The 15,010-nt window shown below is 58.3% G+C and carries 13 protein-coding genes; 6 read left to right on the forward strand and 7 right to left on the reverse strand.

Going from position 1 to position 15,010, the window contains the following annotated elements:
* The first annotated feature begins 13 nt into the window (after positions 1–13).
* The 3 genes from C2U54_RS17370 to C2U54_RS17380 all read left to right on the forward strand — a co-directional run bounded on the left by C2U54_RS17370 (position 14) and on the right by C2U54_RS17380 (position 3,224).
* Positions 14–1,093: an HlyD family secretion protein gene (locus C2U54_RS17370; RefSeq protein ID WP_103179780.1), complete on the forward strand. Its 1,080-nt coding sequence runs from the start codon at positions 14–16 to the stop codon at positions 1,091–1,093.
* Positions 1,090–2,469: an efflux transporter outer membrane subunit gene (locus C2U54_RS17375; RefSeq protein ID WP_103179781.1), complete on the forward strand. Its 1,380-nt coding sequence runs from the start codon at positions 1,090–1,092 to the stop codon at positions 2,467–2,469. Before C2U54_RS17370 ends, C2U54_RS17375 begins: the two co-directional genes overlap by 4 nt.
* Positions 2,470–2,564: 95 nt before the next feature.
* Positions 2,565–3,224: an O-methyltransferase gene (locus C2U54_RS17380; RefSeq protein WP_103179782.1), complete on the forward strand. Its 660-nt coding sequence runs from the start codon at positions 2,565–2,567 to the stop codon at positions 3,222–3,224.
* A 91-nt stretch (positions 3,225–3,315) separates the two neighbouring features.
* Here C2U54_RS17380 and hrpA read toward each other — a convergent pair whose 3' ends face one another.
* The gene (hrpA, locus tag C2U54_RS17385; RefSeq protein WP_103179783.1) at positions 3,316–7,218 is read right to left on the reverse strand and encodes an ATP-dependent RNA helicase HrpA; all 3,903 of its coding nucleotides are present in this window, start codon (positions 7,216–7,218) and stop codon (positions 3,316–3,318) included.
* A gap of 202 nt (positions 7,219–7,420) precedes the next feature.
* On the opposite strand from hrpA, the gene azoR reads away from it, so the two are divergent.
* On the forward strand, positions 7,421–8,026 hold the full coding sequence (azoR, locus tag C2U54_RS17390; RefSeq protein WP_103179784.1) for an FMN-dependent NADH-azoreductase: 606 nt from the start codon (positions 7,421–7,423) through the stop codon (positions 8,024–8,026).
* Positions 8,027–8,081: 55 nt separating this feature from the next.
* Here the strand turns inward: azoR and C2U54_RS17395 are convergent, their stop codons facing one another.
* A complete protein-coding gene (locus C2U54_RS17395; protein WP_103179785.1) occupies positions 8,082–9,335 on the reverse strand; it encodes an MFS transporter in 1,254 nt (417 codons plus the stop codon).
* A 239-nt stretch (positions 9,336–9,574) separates the two neighbouring features.
* Here C2U54_RS17395 and C2U54_RS17400 point away from each other — a divergent pair, with 239 nt between their 5' ends.
* Both C2U54_RS17400 and C2U54_RS17405 read left to right on the forward strand, forming a co-directional pair.
* The gene (locus C2U54_RS17400; RefSeq protein ID WP_103179786.1) at positions 9,575–10,138 is read left to right on the forward strand and encodes a helix-turn-helix domain-containing protein; all 564 of its coding nucleotides are present in this window, start codon (positions 9,575–9,577) and stop codon (positions 10,136–10,138) included.
* On the forward strand, positions 10,135–10,689 hold the full coding sequence (locus C2U54_RS17405) for a GNAT family N-acetyltransferase (RefSeq protein WP_103179787.1): 555 nt from the start codon (positions 10,135–10,137) through the stop codon (positions 10,687–10,689). The genes C2U54_RS17400 and C2U54_RS17405 overlap by 4 nt, the downstream gene beginning before the upstream one ends.
* A 45-nt stretch (positions 10,690–10,734) precedes the next feature.
* Here the strand turns inward: C2U54_RS17405 and C2U54_RS17410 are convergent, their stop codons facing one another.
* The 5 genes from C2U54_RS17410 to opgC form a co-directional block, all read right to left on the reverse strand.
* A complete protein-coding gene (locus tag C2U54_RS17410) occupies positions 10,735–11,154 on the reverse strand; it encodes an ATP-binding protein (protein WP_103179788.1) in 420 nt (139 codons plus the stop codon).
* 1 nt (position 11,155) lies between these two features.
* A complete protein-coding gene (locus C2U54_RS17415; RefSeq protein WP_103179789.1) occupies positions 11,156–11,494 on the reverse strand; it encodes an STAS domain-containing protein in 339 nt (112 codons plus the stop codon).
* Positions 11,491–12,636: a PP2C family protein-serine/threonine phosphatase gene (locus tag C2U54_RS17420; RefSeq protein ID WP_409454952.1), complete on the reverse strand. Its 1,146-nt coding sequence runs from the start codon at positions 12,634–12,636 to the stop codon at positions 11,491–11,493. Before C2U54_RS17420 ends, C2U54_RS17415 begins: the two co-directional genes overlap by 4 nt.
* A gap of 71 nt (positions 12,637–12,707) precedes the next feature.
* Positions 12,708–13,607 carry a hypothetical protein gene (locus C2U54_RS17425; RefSeq protein ID WP_103179790.1) on the reverse strand — a complete coding sequence of 300 codons (900 nt, stop codon included), beginning with the start codon at positions 13,605–13,607 and terminating at the stop codon, positions 12,708–12,710.
* Between the two features lie 10 nt (positions 13,608–13,617).
* The gene (gene opgC, locus C2U54_RS17430) at positions 13,618–14,835 is read right to left on the reverse strand and encodes an OpgC domain-containing protein (protein WP_103179791.1); all 1,218 of its coding nucleotides are present in this window, start codon (positions 14,833–14,835) and stop codon (positions 13,618–13,620) included.
* Between the last annotated feature and the right edge of the window lie 175 nt (positions 14,836–15,010).

Below are 15,010 nucleotides of genomic sequence, written 5' to 3' on the forward strand. Positions count from 1 at the left end.
CCCAGGAGTGGTTATGAGTCAGCAGGATGCCGCTAAAGAGCAGGCCAGTACCCGTAATAATCTGCGCGTGGTGTCAGTGTTCGCCGCTGCCGCCATCGGCATCGTTGGCGTGTTGGTGATCCTCTACGCCTGGCAGTTACCGCCGTTTACCCGCCATACCCAGTTTACCGATAACGCCTACGTGCGCGGCCAGACCACCTTTATCAGCCCGCAGGTGAACGGCTACATCACCGAGGTCAGGGTGCAGGATTTTGAGCGCGTCAGGAAGGGCGACCTGCTGCTGCAGATTGACGATCGTATCTACCGCCAGCGGGTACACCAGGCTGAAGCCCAGCTGGCGATGAAAATAGCCGCGCTGAACAATAACCTGCAACAGCGCAAAAGCGCCGAGGCGGTGATCCAGCGTAACGAAGCGGCGCTGAAAAACGCCCGGGCCCAGAGCCAGAAGACCCAGGCCGACTTGAAGCGGGTGAAGGACTTAACCGCCGACGGCTCGCTCTCCATTCGTGAGCGGGATGCGGCGCTGGCGAGTGCCGCCCAGGGCAGCGCCGACATCGACCAGGCGAAGGCCACGCTGGAGATGTCGCGCCAGGATCTGCAAACCGCCATCGTTAACCGCGCCGCGCTGGAGGCCGACGTCGAAAACGCGAAGGCGGCCCTCGAGCTGGCGCAGATCGACCTGCAAAATACCCGTATCGTGGCGCCGCGCGACGGCCAGCTCGGGCAAATTGCGGTGCGTTTAGGCGCCTATGTGACCGCCGGAACCCACCTCACTACCCTGGTGCCGCCGCAGCACTGGGTGATCGCCAATATCAAAGAGACCCAGCTGGCAAACCTGCGCGTCGGCCAGCCGGTGAAATTCACCGTCGATGCCCTGAACGACAAAGCCTATGAAGGCCGGGTGCAGAGCATCTCCCCCGCCACCGGGGTGGAGTTCAGCGCCATTACGCCGGATAACGCCACCGGGAACTTCGTCAAGATTGCCCAGCGTATTCCGGTGCGTATTGAAGTATTAGGCAAGCCGGAGGAGTCGGCCCTGCTGCGTCCTGGCATGTCGGTGCAGGTGACCATTGATACCCGGGAGGCAGAATGATCCGCCGCCCGCTAACCGCCCTGCTGATTGCCGCCGCCCTGAGCGCCTGCCAGTCGGTGGATGTTGAGCCAGCGAAGCCGACGCTACAGATCCCCGCCCAGTGGCGCGCCAGCACCGGCCCTGCCAGCCCGGCTGAGCAGATGTGGTGGCGCAATTTTCACGACAATCATCTCAACGCTTACGTTGACCAGGCCCTGCGTAACAACAGTGACGTGCTGATTGCCCGGGAGCGAATCAACGAGTACCAGGCGCGGGTCTACGCCAGCGAGGGTAACCTGTTTCCGACCCTGGATGCCGATCTCAATGCGGGTCGCGCCCGTTCTCAGTCGGCGGCAACCGGTCTGCCAACCTATGGGGCGCTCTACAAAGGCAGCCTGACTGCCAGCTACGACGTAGACATCTGGGGGGCGAACCGCCGCACCACCGATGCCGCCCGGGCGAGCCTCGAGGCGCAAAAGGCGGCCGCCGCCGCGGCCGATCTGACGGTGGCCTCCTCGGTGGCCTCGGGGTACGTCACCCTGCTGGCGCTGGACGAGCAGCTTAAGGTCACGCAGTCGACCCTCAAAGCGCGGGAAGAGGCCTTTAACCTGGCACAGCGGCAGTATCAGACCGGCTACAGTTCGCGCCTGGAGCTGATGCAGTCCGACTCCGAGTTGCGCTCGACGCGGGCGCAGATCCCGCAGGTGCAGAACCAGATTGCCCGTCAGGAGAATGCGCTCAGCCTGCTGCTGGGGGGTAATCCGGGGAGTATCGCCCGCAGTGACGATTTCGATGCTCTGACGCCGCTGCGTATCCCGTCGCAACTGCCCTCAACGCTGCTTAATCGCCGCCCGGATATTGTGCAGGCGGAACGCCAGCTCATTGCCGCCGATGCCTCGCTTGCGGCTTCGCGCGCCAGTCTGCTGCCATCGATCAACCTGACCGCGAGCGGATCGATCCAGGATCGCACCCTGCCCGGTCTGCTGGACAACCCGCTGGAGCTGTGGAGCATCGGCGGCAGTATTCTGGCCCCGCTGCTGAACCGTCAGGCGCTGAACGCCCAGGTGGATATCGGCCAGTCGCAGCGCAACCAGGCGCTTTACAGCTATGAAAAAACCGTGCGCAATGCCTTCAAAGAGGTGAACGATAGCCTGGATGCCATCGCCCGCTATGGCGAGCAGTTGACCGAGCTGGTGGCGCAGCAGGCGGTCGCCCAGGAGACGCTGCGCATCGCCCAGAATCGCTACCGCAACGGCTATTCATCCTATCTGGACGTGCTCGACGCCCAGCGCACGCTGTTCTCGGTGCAGACCAGCGTGGTGCAGGCGAAAAATAACCTGCTGCTGGCGCAGATCGATCTGTATAAGGCGCTGGGCGGCGGCTGGTCGGCATCGTAAACGCCGGGCGGCGCTACGCTTGCCCGGCCTACAGGTTTCATAGGCCCGTGCAAGCGTAGCGCCGCCGGGCAATATACGTACTAAGGGGTCAATCTATGCAACAACAGTGGTCTGCCGTAGATAATTACATGATTTCCGAGCTTATTCCTCAGGATGAGGTGCTGCAAAAGGTCCTTGATAATAACCAGCGCGCCGGGTTACCAGCCCACGACGTCGCCGCCAATCAGGGGCAGTTACTGGCGCTGTTTGTCCGCATGACCCAGGCGAGGCGCATTCTGGAGATTGGCACCCTCGGGGCTTACAGCAGTATCTGGATGGCGCGCGCCCTGCCCGCGGATGGCAAGCTGATCACGCTGGAGGCCGACCCGGTTCACGCTCAGGTCGCCCGGCAGAACATTCATCTGGCGGGACTGGAGCAGCGTATTGAGCTGATCGAAGGTCCGGCCCTGCTCTCCCTTGAGCGCTTCGATGCGATCCCGCCTTTTGATCTGATCTTTATCGATGCCGATAAACCGAATAACCCGGGCTATCTGGAGTGGGCGCTGCACTACTCCCGGCCGGGGACGGTGATCATCGGCGATAACGTGGTGCGGGATGGAGAAGTGGTTAACGGCCAGAGCGACGACGCCCGGGTACACGGGGTGCGGCGGTTTATTGAGATGATCGGCGATAATCCGCGCCTGACCGCCACCGCGTTACAGACGGTGGGTGTGAAAGGATGGGATGGGTTTACGCTGGCGATGGTGAACGGTTAAAGAAATGCCCGGTGGCGCTACGCTTACCGGGCCTACAACAACTTCATGGCAGGATTGTAGGCCGGGCAAGCGCATGCGCCGCCCGGCGATGTTAAGCCGAGATCTGCTCCATCGCCTGCAAAATCCGCTTATCGGAGATGGGGTATGGCGTCCCCAGCTGCTGGGCAAAGAAGCTGACGCGCAGCTCTTCAATCATCCAGCGGATCTCCTGTACATCTTCATCATCGCGGCGCGCCGGTGGCAGCTTGTTCAGCCACTGCTGCCAGCGCTGTTGCACCGCTTCTACCTTCAGCATCTGCGCCCGGTCGCGGTGCGGGTCGATCGCCATCTTCTCCAGACGTTTTTCAATCGCCTGCAAATAGCGCAGCGTATCGCCTAAACGCTTGTACCCGTTGCCGGTCACAAACCCGCGATAGACCAGCCCCGCCATCTGGGCCTTCACGTCCGACAGCCCCAGCGCCATGGTCATATCTACCCGCCCTTTCAGGCGCTTGTTGATATTGAACACCGCGGTCAGGATCTGCTCGACCTGCTTCGCAATGTTGACCACCGTCTCGTTGAGCTCAGCGCGCACTTTTTCGTGCAGTTGCGCAAACCCCTCTTCGGTCCAGACCGGGCCGCCAGCAGCGTTGATCAGCTGATCCACGCCGCAGGAGATGCAGTCGTCGATCAGATCCAGCACCTTGCCGTACGGGTTAAAGTAGAGCCCCAGCTTGGCCTTGTTCGGCAGCTTCTCGTGCAGATATTTGATCGGCGACGGGATGTTCAACAGCAACAGACGGCGCAGCCCGCGCCACATCGCCTGCTGCTGCTCCTGCGGATTATCGAAGAGCTTGATCGCCACGCTGTCGCGTTCGTCCACCAGCGCGGGCCAGGCTTTCACCTTGTAGTTGCCGCGCTTCTGCTCGTAGCTTTCCGGCAGCTGACCAAAGCTCCAGATATGCAGCCCGCTCTGTTCGATACCGTCGTCGGCCACGGCAGAGAGGGTCTCCTGCACCTTGCCTTTTAAGGCCTCTTTCAGCTCGGTCAGGGAGCGACCTTCCTGCAGCTTTCTGTTTTTATCATCCACTACCCGGAAGCTGATTTTCAGGTGATCGGGCACCTGATCCCAGTGCCACTCTTCCCGGTCGATGGTGACGCCCGTCATCCGACGCAGCTCGCGCTCCAGCGAATCCAGCAGCGGCAGCTCCAGCGGCGTGGCGCGGCCTAAAAACGCCTCGGCGTAGTTCGGCGCAGGCACAAAGTTGCGGCGCACCGGTTTTGGCAGCGATTTAATCAGGGCGATAACCAGCTCGCGGCGCAGGCCGGGGATCTGCCATTCAAACCCGCTCTCCTCCACCTGGTTGAGCAGCGGCAGCGGGATGTGAACGGTCACGCCGTCGGCATCGGTGCCCGGTTCAAACTGGTAGCTCAGGCGCAGCTTGAGGTTGCCCTGGTGCCAGAAGTTCGGGTAGTCGAGCTTGCTGACCTGCTCCGCCCCCTCTTTGATCAACATGCTCTTTTCAAAGTTGAGCAGATCCGGGGTCTCGCGGCTGACCTTTTTCCACCAGCTGTCAAAGTGGCGGGCAGAAATCACGTCGTGACTGATGCGTTGGTCGTAAAATTCAAACAGCGTCTCGTCATCCACCAGGATGTCGCGGCGACGGGTTTTATGCTCCAGCTCTTCCACTTCGCTGCGCAGTTTAAGGTTTTCCCGGAAGAAGGCGTGGCGCGTCTGCCAGTCTCCCTCCACCAGCGCGTGGCGGATAAACAGTTCGCGGCTGAGCGCAGGGTCGATCTGGCTGTAGTTGACCTTACGCGCCGCCACCACCGGCAGGCCGTAGACGGTGACCTTCTCGGTCGCCATCACCGCCCCCTGCGCCCGCTCCCAGTGCGGTTCACTGTATGAGCGCTTCAGCAGATGCTGCGCCACCGGTTCGACCCACTCCGGATCGATGCGTGCGGCAATGCGGCCCCACAGACGGCTGGTCTCCACCAGCTCGGCCACCATCGTCCACTTCGGCGGCTTTTTGAACAGGCCGGAGCCGGGGAAGATGGCGAAGCGGGCGTTACGCGCCCCGGTAAATTCCTGCTTATCGGCATCTTTCATGCCGATATGCGACAGCAGACCGGTCAGCAGCGCGATATGAATTTCGCGGTACTCCGCCGGCTCGCTGTTGACCGGAATGCCCAGCTCTTTCACCACCTGGCGCAGCTGGGTGTAGATATCCTGCCACTCGCGCACCCGCAGGTAGTTAAGGAAATCGACCCGGCACTGGCGGCGGAACTGGTTTGAGGAAAGCGCTTTCTGCTGCTCGCCGATGTAGTTCCACAGGTTCACAAAGGCAAGGAAGTCGGACTCTTTATCGTGGAAACGGCGGTGCTTCTCGTCGGAGGCCTGCTGTTTGTCCATCGGGCGCTCGCGCGGATCCTGGATGGAGAGCGCCGAAGTGATAATCATCGCCTCACGCACGCAGCCATGTTTTTGCGCCTCCAGCACCATCCGCGCCAGGCGCGGGTCAACCGGCAGCTGGCTGAGCTGGCGCCCCATGGGGGTCAGCTTGTAGACCGTGGCCTGCTCGTCGGTGGTGATCGCCCCCAGCTCCTCCAGCAGGCGCACGCCGTCCTGGATGTTGCGCTTGTCCGGCGCTTCCACAAACGGGAAGGCGGCGATATCGCCCAGTCCGAGGGCAGTCATCTGCAGAATAACCGACGCCAGGTTGGTACGCAGAATTTCCGGGTCGGTAAACTCCGGGCGCGAGAGGAAATCGTCTTCCGAATAGAGACGGATACAGATCCCTTCCGAGACACGTCCGCAGCGGCCCTTACGCTGGTTGGCGGAGGCCTGCGACACCGGCTCGATCGGCAGTCGCTGCACCTTGGTGCGGTAGCTGTAGCGGCTGATACGCGCCGTGCCGGGGTCGATCACATATTTAATGCCCGGCACGGTAAGGGACGTTTCCGCCACGTTGGTCGCCAGCACGATCCGGCGACCGCTGTGGGCCTGGAAGACGCGGTTCTGCTCGCTGTTGGAGAGACGTGCATACAGCGGCAGGATCTCGGTATGGCGCAGGTCGCGTTTGCTCAGCGCGTCGGCGGTATCGCGGATTTCGCGCTCGCCGCTCATAAAGATCAGGATATCGCCCGGGCTTTCATTTCCCAGCTCATCCACCGCATCGAAAATGGCCTGGAGCTGATCGCGCTCGGTGTCGTCGGCGTCTTCCACCATCGGACGATAGCGGACCTCAACCGGATAGGTGCGCCCCGAGACTTCGATAATCGGCGCATTGTTGAAATGACGCGAAAAACGTTCCGGGTCGATGGTGGCCGAGGTGATGATCACTTTCAGATCCGGGCGACGCGGCAGCAGCTCCCGCAGGTAGCCCAGCAGGAAGTCGATGTTCAGGCTGCGCTCGTGCGCTTCATCGATGATGATGGTGTCATACTGCATCAGCAGCCGGTCCTGCTGGATCTCCGCCAGCAGAATGCCGTCGGTCATCAGCTTGACCATGGTGTTGTCGCTGACGTGATCGCTGAAGCGCACCTTATAGCCGATGCAGCCACCCGGCTCGGTTTGCAGCTCTTCGGCAATACGGTTCGCCACCGTTCGCGCCGCCAGACGACGCGGCTGGGTGTGGCCGATCAGGCCCTTGATCCCGCGCCCCAGCTCCATACAAATTTTTGGCAGCTGGGTGGTTTTGCCGGAGCCGGTCTCCCCCGCCACAATCACCACCTGGTGATCGCGCACGGCTTCGAGGATCGCCTGTTTTTTCTGGCTGACGGGCAGGTTTTCCGGATAGGTAATGGCCGGGCGCGCGGCTTCGCGCAGCACAACCTTACCCGCCGCCTGTTCAATCTCTTTCGCCATCTCCTGGAAAATGGCCTGTTGTGCATCAGGATTTTTAACCTTCTTTACCCCATGCAGGCGGCGGGCAAAGCGCTGTTTGTCACGCAACATCAGCGGATCCAACTGTTGCATAAGCATCGGGAAGGTTAATTTCTGTTGTTCTGTCATAGCGTTAACGGGCAGTGCACTGCCGGATAAAATCTCTTTGTAATGATTGCTATAGAGTACCACATCGCGGGTTTTTGCGCCTTATTCAAAAAATTCGAACATAGGCTTCGATATATTGCGCTATCCCTGCGACAGGATTGTGAATAGAGTGTCAGCAAGCAACGGGGCAACCCCCTCATCAAATACAACAAAGGAATCACCCATGAGCAAAGTATTAGTTCTTAAATCCAGTATTCTGGCAGGGTACTCTCAGTCTGGTCAGCTGTCTGATTATTTCGTTGAACAGTGGCGTGAACAGCACAGCGGTGACGAAATCACCGTCCGCGATCTGGCCGCTCAGCCTGTTCCGGTACTGGATGGTGAGCTGGTGGGTGCCCTGCGTCCGAGCGATGCGCCACTGACGCCACGTCAGCAGGAAGCGCTGGCGCTCTCCGATGAGCTGATTGCCGAGCTGAAAGCCCACGACGTGATCGTGATTAACGCGCCGATGTATAACTTCAACATCCCGACCCAGCTGAAGAACTACTTCGACCTGGTAGCGCGTGCGGGCGTCACCTTCCGCTACACCGAGAAAGGACCAGAAGGTCTGGTCACCGGTAAACGTGCGATTGTGCTTTCAAGCCGTGGCGGTATTCACAAAGATACCCCAACTGACCTGGTAGCGCCGTATCTGACCCTGTTCCTGGGCTTCATCGGCATCACCGACGTGAACTTCGTCTTTGCTGAAGGTATCGCTTACGGTCCGGAAGTGGCGGCCAAAGCGCAGAACGACGCGAAAGCGGCTATCGACAGCCTGGTCGCGGCGTAAGATCCAACGCTGAAATCTCGCCGGGGAGTGGTGCACGCATCACTCCCCGGCGCTTTTATGTCTCCTGCAAACGAGCCAGCATCCGTGCCCGGCTGAGATAAATAATCGCGCACAGCAGCAGGCTGAGCAAGGCCGTGCAGATAAAGACCCCCGCCCCGGTCATGGCGAGCATCACCCCGCCGATTAACGGCCCGACCGCAACCCCCAGCGTCGATAACGTTGAGGCCCCCAGATAGGCACCCCGGTGCTCCGCCGGCGCGAGCTGATCGAGCAAAATATTCAGGTTTGGCATCAGAATCGCCTCCCCCATACTGAAGACGGCGGTAAAGGTCAGCCAGATCCACACCTCCGTTGAACGGGTGGCAAAAAAACAGAGCTGCGATAAGGCGAAAATGACGCCGCCCAGAAGTATCCGTTTCGGCAGGTTAATCTGCGCCATAAACCGCACAATCAGGCTCTGAAACACCAGCACGGTGCAGGCATTGGTGACCAGGATCAGGGTGATGAGCTTCACCGCCCCGTTGCCATCCAGTAGCATCAGATACTGCGGCAGGACGGCTTCATAATGGATAAAAACGATACTGCACAAGATGCTACACAGCAGCGCCGCAACATAGATTCGGTCTTTGGCGATAATCCCCATCATCTGATGCAGCCTGATGGCCGGCGCGCTGCCAGACTGTGGCTCACCCACCAGTTTCCCCGCCGGGATAAACAGCAGTACATAGACGAAAAATGGCAGATAGGTTAAGCCCGTGATCAGGAATGTCCCCTTCTGGGATGTCAGGCCAAAGACCAGCCCCACCAGCGGGCCAAACACCGCCGCGACGTTGATCAGGTAGTAACGCATTTGCAGGGCCAGCGCCCGGCGACGGCGATCGCCCAGCAGATCGCTCATCAGCGCGCGCACCGGGGGATCGACCCAGGCAAAACAGACCCCGATGATCATCAGGCCGGTGATAAACAGCCCCATCCCGCTCGCCTGCGCCAGCGTGATATAGCCCACGGCGGAGAACCCGCACCCCAACAGAAGGATCACCCGCCGCCCCATGCGGTCCGAAATCTGCCCGCCGTACATGCCGAGCACCACCGAGATCAGGGCGCTGCTGGTCATCGCCACGCCAATGGCGATGGGAGACATATGGTAATTCTGGGTCATGATGACGGCGATAAAGGGCCATGCCATAAAATAGCTAAACCGTATAACGAAGGTAAAAAAGAGCAGCGCGTGTACGGTTGCAGGAAATGTTTTTAGCGTCTGAAAAAGCCCCGGTGCCGCGCAGATTTCAGCGGCGGGTTTGGTTGTCATAGGTTGTCCTGTTGGTTATTTTTAATTGTTCTGTTGGCCACGAAATATAGCTGGCTAACTAGTAATAAATTCAATTACCCGCAGGCGCAATAAAAAATTTAACAAAAATTTAATAGGTTTTTTGATCTTGAAATTGTGAATTTTTCTTTTGCAGGATTTTTTCAGTGGTGCTTGACTCGCGTTCAGCGTGAAGTATTATCTCTCATTAGAGAATTTTGTCTCACATACGGGAAGCCAGTATGAACAATCAGGACTACAGGGAAAAGCTGGCGGCACGTCTGGCCGCGCTACGCCTACAGCATAACCGTTCGCTGGAGGACCTCTCTGCGGCGTCGGGGATAAGCAGAGCCTCACTGTCACGCATTGAACGGGGTGAAGTCAGCCCCACCGCGGAAGTGCTCAACCAGCTCTGTAGCGTATACGGTATGACCATGTCCCGGCTGATCAGCGAGGTTGAGCAGGTCGCCGATAACCTGTTCCGGGCCGGGGAGCAGAGCCTGTGGCATGATGAGCTCAGCGGGTTTGAGCGACGCCTGTTAATACCGCCGTCTAACGCCTTCCGCTGCGAAATGATTGACGGGAAATTACGTCCGGGTGCTTATATTGAATATCTTCAGCCGCCGGTTCAGGGGCTGGAGCAATATATCTGGTTACATGCAGGGGAGTTGATTATTACCATGAATGCGGAAACATGGCATCTGAAAAAAGGTGACAGTTTACGTTTTCATTTATCGGGAACCTCATCATTCAGGGCACATGAAACTCTCGGCGCCCACTATATTCTGGTGGTATGTAAATCATGATTGAATATAAACGTCTTACTGCTGACGAGGCACGTCAACGCTTCTCAGAATTAGGTGATGTTTTGCAGGCGTGCGTAAAAGATGGCGCGAGTGTCGGTTTTATCGATCCCACCGACCGTCCTGCCATCGATCGTTTCTGGCAGGAAAACATAGATAGCCTTGCGCGCCGCGATTGCGATCTTTTCATCGCCCTGGATAACGGCACGGCAGCCGGTACCGTCATGGTTAACTATTGCGCCACGCCTAATGGCCGCCACCGGGCAGAAATTACCAAGCTGCTGGTTCACCCTCAAGCACGTCGCCAGGGAATTGCAAGCGCGCTGATGATGCAGGCAGAACAGTTGGCCTGGGAAAAGGGACTCGTTTTGCTGGTGCTGGATACACGCAGTGGTGACGTGGCCAGCGACCTCTACCGCTCGCTTGGCTGGCAGACCGCGGGGTCGATTCCGTTTTATGCGCAGTCGGTTGAAAACACCCTGGATTCGACCACATACATGTACAAAGTTAACGAAAACACCAAAGCCGCTATCGCCAGCCCGGCGATCGCGTAAGTTTGCCCCTCTCACCGCCCGGTGGGAGGTTTTGCTTTTCAGCCCTCACCACCCTTTTTCCAGCACCGCAATATTCTTTCCGTCCCGGCGTTCGAGGTCAAAACTGTCTACCGACAGCAGGATCAGTCTGAGCCCCCGGCCACTTTCTGCGAGCAGCGTGTCGTCATCAAACGCCTCATCACGCGCCGCAGCCAGGCGTTCAGCGGGAAAAGGCGTCCCTGCATCGGTAAAGCGCAGGGTCACGCCAGCGTCGGCGGCGATAAACGTCACGTTAAAAAGCTGGCGTTGATCTTCGTGCAGCGCATAGCGGATGATATTGGTCGCCGTCTCGCAGGCGGCGAGATCCAGCGCAAAGCGCCAGGTTTCGTCCACGGGCAGCGAGGCCATCTGCTGCGCCAGCCACTCCGCCAGCGGCGAGAGCGAGCTTAACGCGGCCGGAAGCGCAATCTCGTGAGCCACGGCCATATTATTGATTCAGCTGCGCCAGCGCTGCGGCGCGGTCCGGGCAGATGCGGAAAATGCGATCCATCCGGGTCAGGCTAAACATGTTGCGGATGCCGGGGTTCAGCGCGCAGAGCACCATATCGCCTTTACCGTTCATCATTTTCAGCAGGGAAACCAGGGTTCCCAGACCGCTACTGTCGATAAAATCGATTTTGCTGAAGTCGACGATCAGGGCTTTGCGATCTTCACCGATCTCGCGGGTAATCGCCTCCTTAAACGCCCCCGCCACCGAGGCATCCAGCCGACGCACCGCCGGGGTCATAATGTTCACATCGGGCTGCCGCTCTGTATCAATATTCATTGCTCTTCTCCTTTACGCTCAATCACTAAGAGTGAAACATCATCGGCCATCGTTGGCTGCTCCTGGTTTTCCCCGCTGCGCCAGTGAATAAGGTGCCGGGCAAACTGCGCCAGGAGATCGTTCAGTCCGAGGGCGGCCCCGTGCCGCAGCGCCTCCTGCAGCCGCTGCGGGCCAAACTGTTCCCCGGCGAGGTTTTCACATTCGGTAATGCCGTCGCTGAACAGGCAGAGCCGCTCGCCAGCCGCCAGCGTGAAGTCGACATCCGTCCAGCTGAGATCCGGCATCAGTCCCACCGGTGCTCCGCCGCTGCCAACGGCTCTGACCTCACCGTCCGGGCTGACGATAAAGGGGGTCGGGTGACCGGCCTGGCACAGTTTCCCCTCGCCGGTGTCAAGATCGATGACGCCGTAAATCATGGTGAAATAGCTGACTATCTCTACCTCATCGCTGCAAAAACGGCCGTTGAGGATGCGCACCACCTCGGCGGGGGACGCCACCTCGTCGTCGGCAGTAAAGAGAAAGCGCTCTACCGCCCTGCCGTGCAAAAACTGGCGGGCCACCGCAAGGGACATCATTGCCGCCCCCACGCCGTGGCCGGAGACGTCCACGCAGTAAAAGCCCAGATGGTTATCCAGCGGGAAGACGTTAAAGATATCCCCGGAAACCCAGGCCGAGGGCAGAAAGAGCCAGTCGGAAAAGTAGTCCCGGTAGCGCTGCTGGTGCGCGGGCAGCACCGACTGCTGGATACGCGCCGCCACCTCGAGATCTTGTTCAATCTGGCGTAGGGCCTCACTAAGGCGGGCGTTGCGGGCGGCGAGGGTCGCCTCCAGGGAGAGAATACGCGCCCCCGCATGCAGCCGCGCCCGCAGTTCGCTCTGCTCGACAGGCTTGCTGAGAAAGTCATCCGCGCCGGCGTCAAAACCCAGCGTCAGATCGTCTGGATTTTCACGGGCGGTAAGCAGAATGACATAGATATAGTGACCAATCTGGCGGCTGCGGATCTCCCGGCACAGCGTCAGGCCGTCCATCTCCGGCATTTCCCAGTCGCTGATGACCAGGCTGACCGGCTGGCTTTCGAGGATCTGCAGCGCGGCGAGGCCGTTTTCCGCCTCGCTGACCTTATAGCCCCACTGCGCCAGCATCCCGCTCAACAGCCGCCGATAGAGCCGTGAATCTTCCACAATCAGTACATGCTGCGTCACTCTCTCGCCCCCTAAAGCGGTAAGAACCAGATAAGGCTAACCGTTCCTTCACGAAACTTTCCGTTGCCGCTCTGGTGGCCGGGATAACGGGTGCCGGAATAGTTGGCATACTGAACGGAGAATGAGCCTGGCGTATAGCCCGCATAGCCGAAGCTGTAGCTGTAATCGCCGTTCCAGGGCTGCTGCTGGCTGCTGTCCGGGAACCAGAACGCCGTGGCGCGCACAAAGAAATGTTGTTTGAAGGTGTAACCGCATCCGCCCAGCATCACGTTTTTGTTTTTGCGGATATCGTTGCTCTCCAGATCGTAGTAGCGCGGCACCCAGCTGTAGCCCACCTGGCAGATAATGGCGTCTCCTTTGTTGATCAACAGCGTATTCTCCACCGGTTTCGGCAGCGAGAATTTGTAGGCCAGGGTTACCGCCCCTTGCTCGAAGTAAGTGTGACGACCGCTGCCCGAGGTCCAGAAGCGGTTATCCCCGTAGTTGCTGTACACCAGGCTAAGGGTATTCGCGTGCCAGTCGTCGTAGCCAAAGCTGTAGCGGAAGTCAGCGGTGTAGCGGCTGGTGTCGGTGACCGGTAGACGCGACGTGACGTTGGCAAACCAGTAGCTGTAGGGGGAATATTGCAGGCTCAGGTTCAGCGTCTGGTTATATTTTCGCTTCTGCTCAGCGCTGTCTGAGCTGTTGGGGATAGTCATCCACTGCTCTTTCAGGCCCGAGCTAAAGCTCAGCGCGCCGGAAAAAACATCCTCATTGCCAGAGAAAAGCCGCCCCCAGCGGCTGGTAAATACCCCCGCCTGCACCGGCTCGCCGTTGTTGTCGCGCAGTGTCCCGGCATCCTCCTTCGGCGCCGCCTCTGCGCCGGTGGCAATGCACAAGAGTGCGCAGGCCAGCAAATATCTCTCCCGCATCTCCCCTTCCTTAGTTAGGTATCCAGCGTGCGGCGACGTTATATTTCGCCAGTAGCCACAGCACACCAAGCGCCGCTGCATGTACAACGGTGTTCACTATCCACTCCTGACGCCACAGATCGAAGGTCACAAACTGGCTTACCGCGAGCACGACGTAGACGTGCAAAATAAAGGTATAAAGCGAGCGCTGGCCGAGCGGGATAAGAAACCAGCCCGCCAGCCGGTGAAGAGGTTGCCAGCACCAGGTCAGGAGGAGATAGACCGTTACCATCAGGCAGATATCGTTCAGCACCCTCACCGGGCCCAGACCGTTTTTTGCCGCCCAGGTATGGTAAAAAGCGTTAAAGTCCGCCGCGGGGAGGGTATGCATCAGGAGCGCGGGCGGCATAAAGGGGTTGGTATGATTCTGGGCGACAAAGCCGAGGACCAGCGCAACCACCACCAGCGCCGCGACCACCACTTTGCCGGCGGGAGTGCGAGCGAAAGAGAGCAACTCCTCTTTATACCAGCCGCAACTCATCCCCAGCACAAAAATAAACTGCCACGCCAGCAGCGGAAAGGCGAACTCAAACTGCGACGGGGTTATCCGTACCGGCCAGCGCTGCCAGCAGCAGTAAACCAGCAGCGAAAGGCCCAGTAGCCAGTACACCTTATCCCTTTGCAACATACCTAAAAACAGGGGGCTTAACAGCAGGAGAAAGATATAGAGCCCTAAAATTTGCGTCTGGTGAGGGCCAATTTGCAGATAGAGAACAATGTTAAACCAGGTCTCTTTTATCTGCGGCGTCACCGGATAAAGGGACCAGGTAGTGCCCGAAAAACGGTCGGTAAAATGGATCACTTCAAAAACGTTTATAAAAGGCAAATACCCCAGCAACAGAAAAGATAAAATGATAATAATATTTACCCGATATATTTTCCACGCTCTGAGGTAAAGCCCCCAGGAAATAGTGAGCAAGACAGCTTTTTGTAATCTGGCACGATTTAACATCCCCAGCATAAATCCGGAAAGAATGACAAATCCTTCCGCACCGGTCGTCAGACCAAAACGCTCCCAGGTAAATATATTAAATATCGACATCACTTCTGTATGCGCCACCACCATCATTACCAGCGCAATTCCGCGCATAAAATCAATACGCAGATCGCGATTCCCGGCAAGAGAATAACGCCATGCCCTTGATTTTATGTTTTTTTCTTGCGGTATTGCAGGCGCAATCTGGCTCATAGGGAGTCCTGTTAATGATCCTGAAAAAGCATCGTGCTAATAATTTAGATAGCGTAAATGTCTTCATCTGGCAATTATTGCGGTACACAGGGAAAAACCTTATTAATAATTAACTTTTATTTAAGCACCCCTAAACTGTTGCAATTTAACCTGCTGGAATATTTTTATCCGCGTT

Source organism: Leclercia sp. LSNIH1 (assembly GCF_002902985.1).
Classification (GTDB): Bacteria; Pseudomonadota; Gammaproteobacteria; order Enterobacterales; family Enterobacteriaceae; genus Enterobacter.

Coding starts and splice junctions, on each gene's coding strand:
- C2U54_RS17400 (WP_103179786.1), top strand. CDS start 9,575: ATGAACAATCAGGACTACAGGGAAAAGCTGGCGGCACGTCTGGCCGCG.
- hrpA (WP_103179783.1), bottom strand. CDS start 7,218: ATGACAGAACAACAGAAATTAACCTTCCCGATGCTTATGCAACAGTTG.
- C2U54_RS17405 (WP_103179787.1), top strand. CDS start 10,135: ATGATTGAATATAAACGTCTTACTGCTGACGAGGCACGTCAACGCTTC.
- C2U54_RS17380 (WP_103179782.1), top strand. CDS start 2,565: ATGCAACAACAGTGGTCTGCCGTAGATAATTACATGATTTCCGAGCTT.
- C2U54_RS17370 (WP_103179780.1), top strand. CDS start 14: ATGAGTCAGCAGGATGCCGCTAAAGAGCAGGCCAGTACCCGTAATAAT.
- C2U54_RS17415 (WP_103179789.1), bottom strand. CDS start 11,494: ATGAATATTGATACAGAGCGGCAGCCCGATGTGAACATTATGACCCCG.
- azoR (WP_103179784.1), top strand. CDS start 7,421: ATGAGCAAAGTATTAGTTCTTAAATCCAGTATTCTGGCAGGGTACTCT.
- C2U54_RS17410 (WP_103179788.1), bottom strand. CDS start 11,154: ATGGCCGTGGCTCACGAGATTGCGCTTCCGGCCGCGTTAAGCTCGCTC.
- C2U54_RS17420 (WP_409454952.1), bottom strand. CDS start 12,636: ATGCTGGCGCAGTGGGGCTATAAGGTCAGCGAGGCGGAAAACGGCCTC.
- C2U54_RS17425 (WP_103179790.1), bottom strand. CDS start 13,607: ATGCGGGAGAGATATTTGCTGGCCTGCGCACTCTTGTGCATTGCCACC.
- C2U54_RS17395 (WP_103179785.1), bottom strand. CDS start 9,335: ATGACAACCAAACCCGCCGCTGAAATCTGCGCGGCACCGGGGCTTTTT.
- opgC (WP_103179791.1), bottom strand. CDS start 14,835: ATGAGCCAGATTGCGCCTGCAATACCGCAAGAAAAAAACATAAAATCA.
- C2U54_RS17375 (WP_103179781.1), top strand. CDS start 1,090: ATGATCCGCCGCCCGCTAACCGCCCTGCTGATTGCCGCCGCCCTGAGC.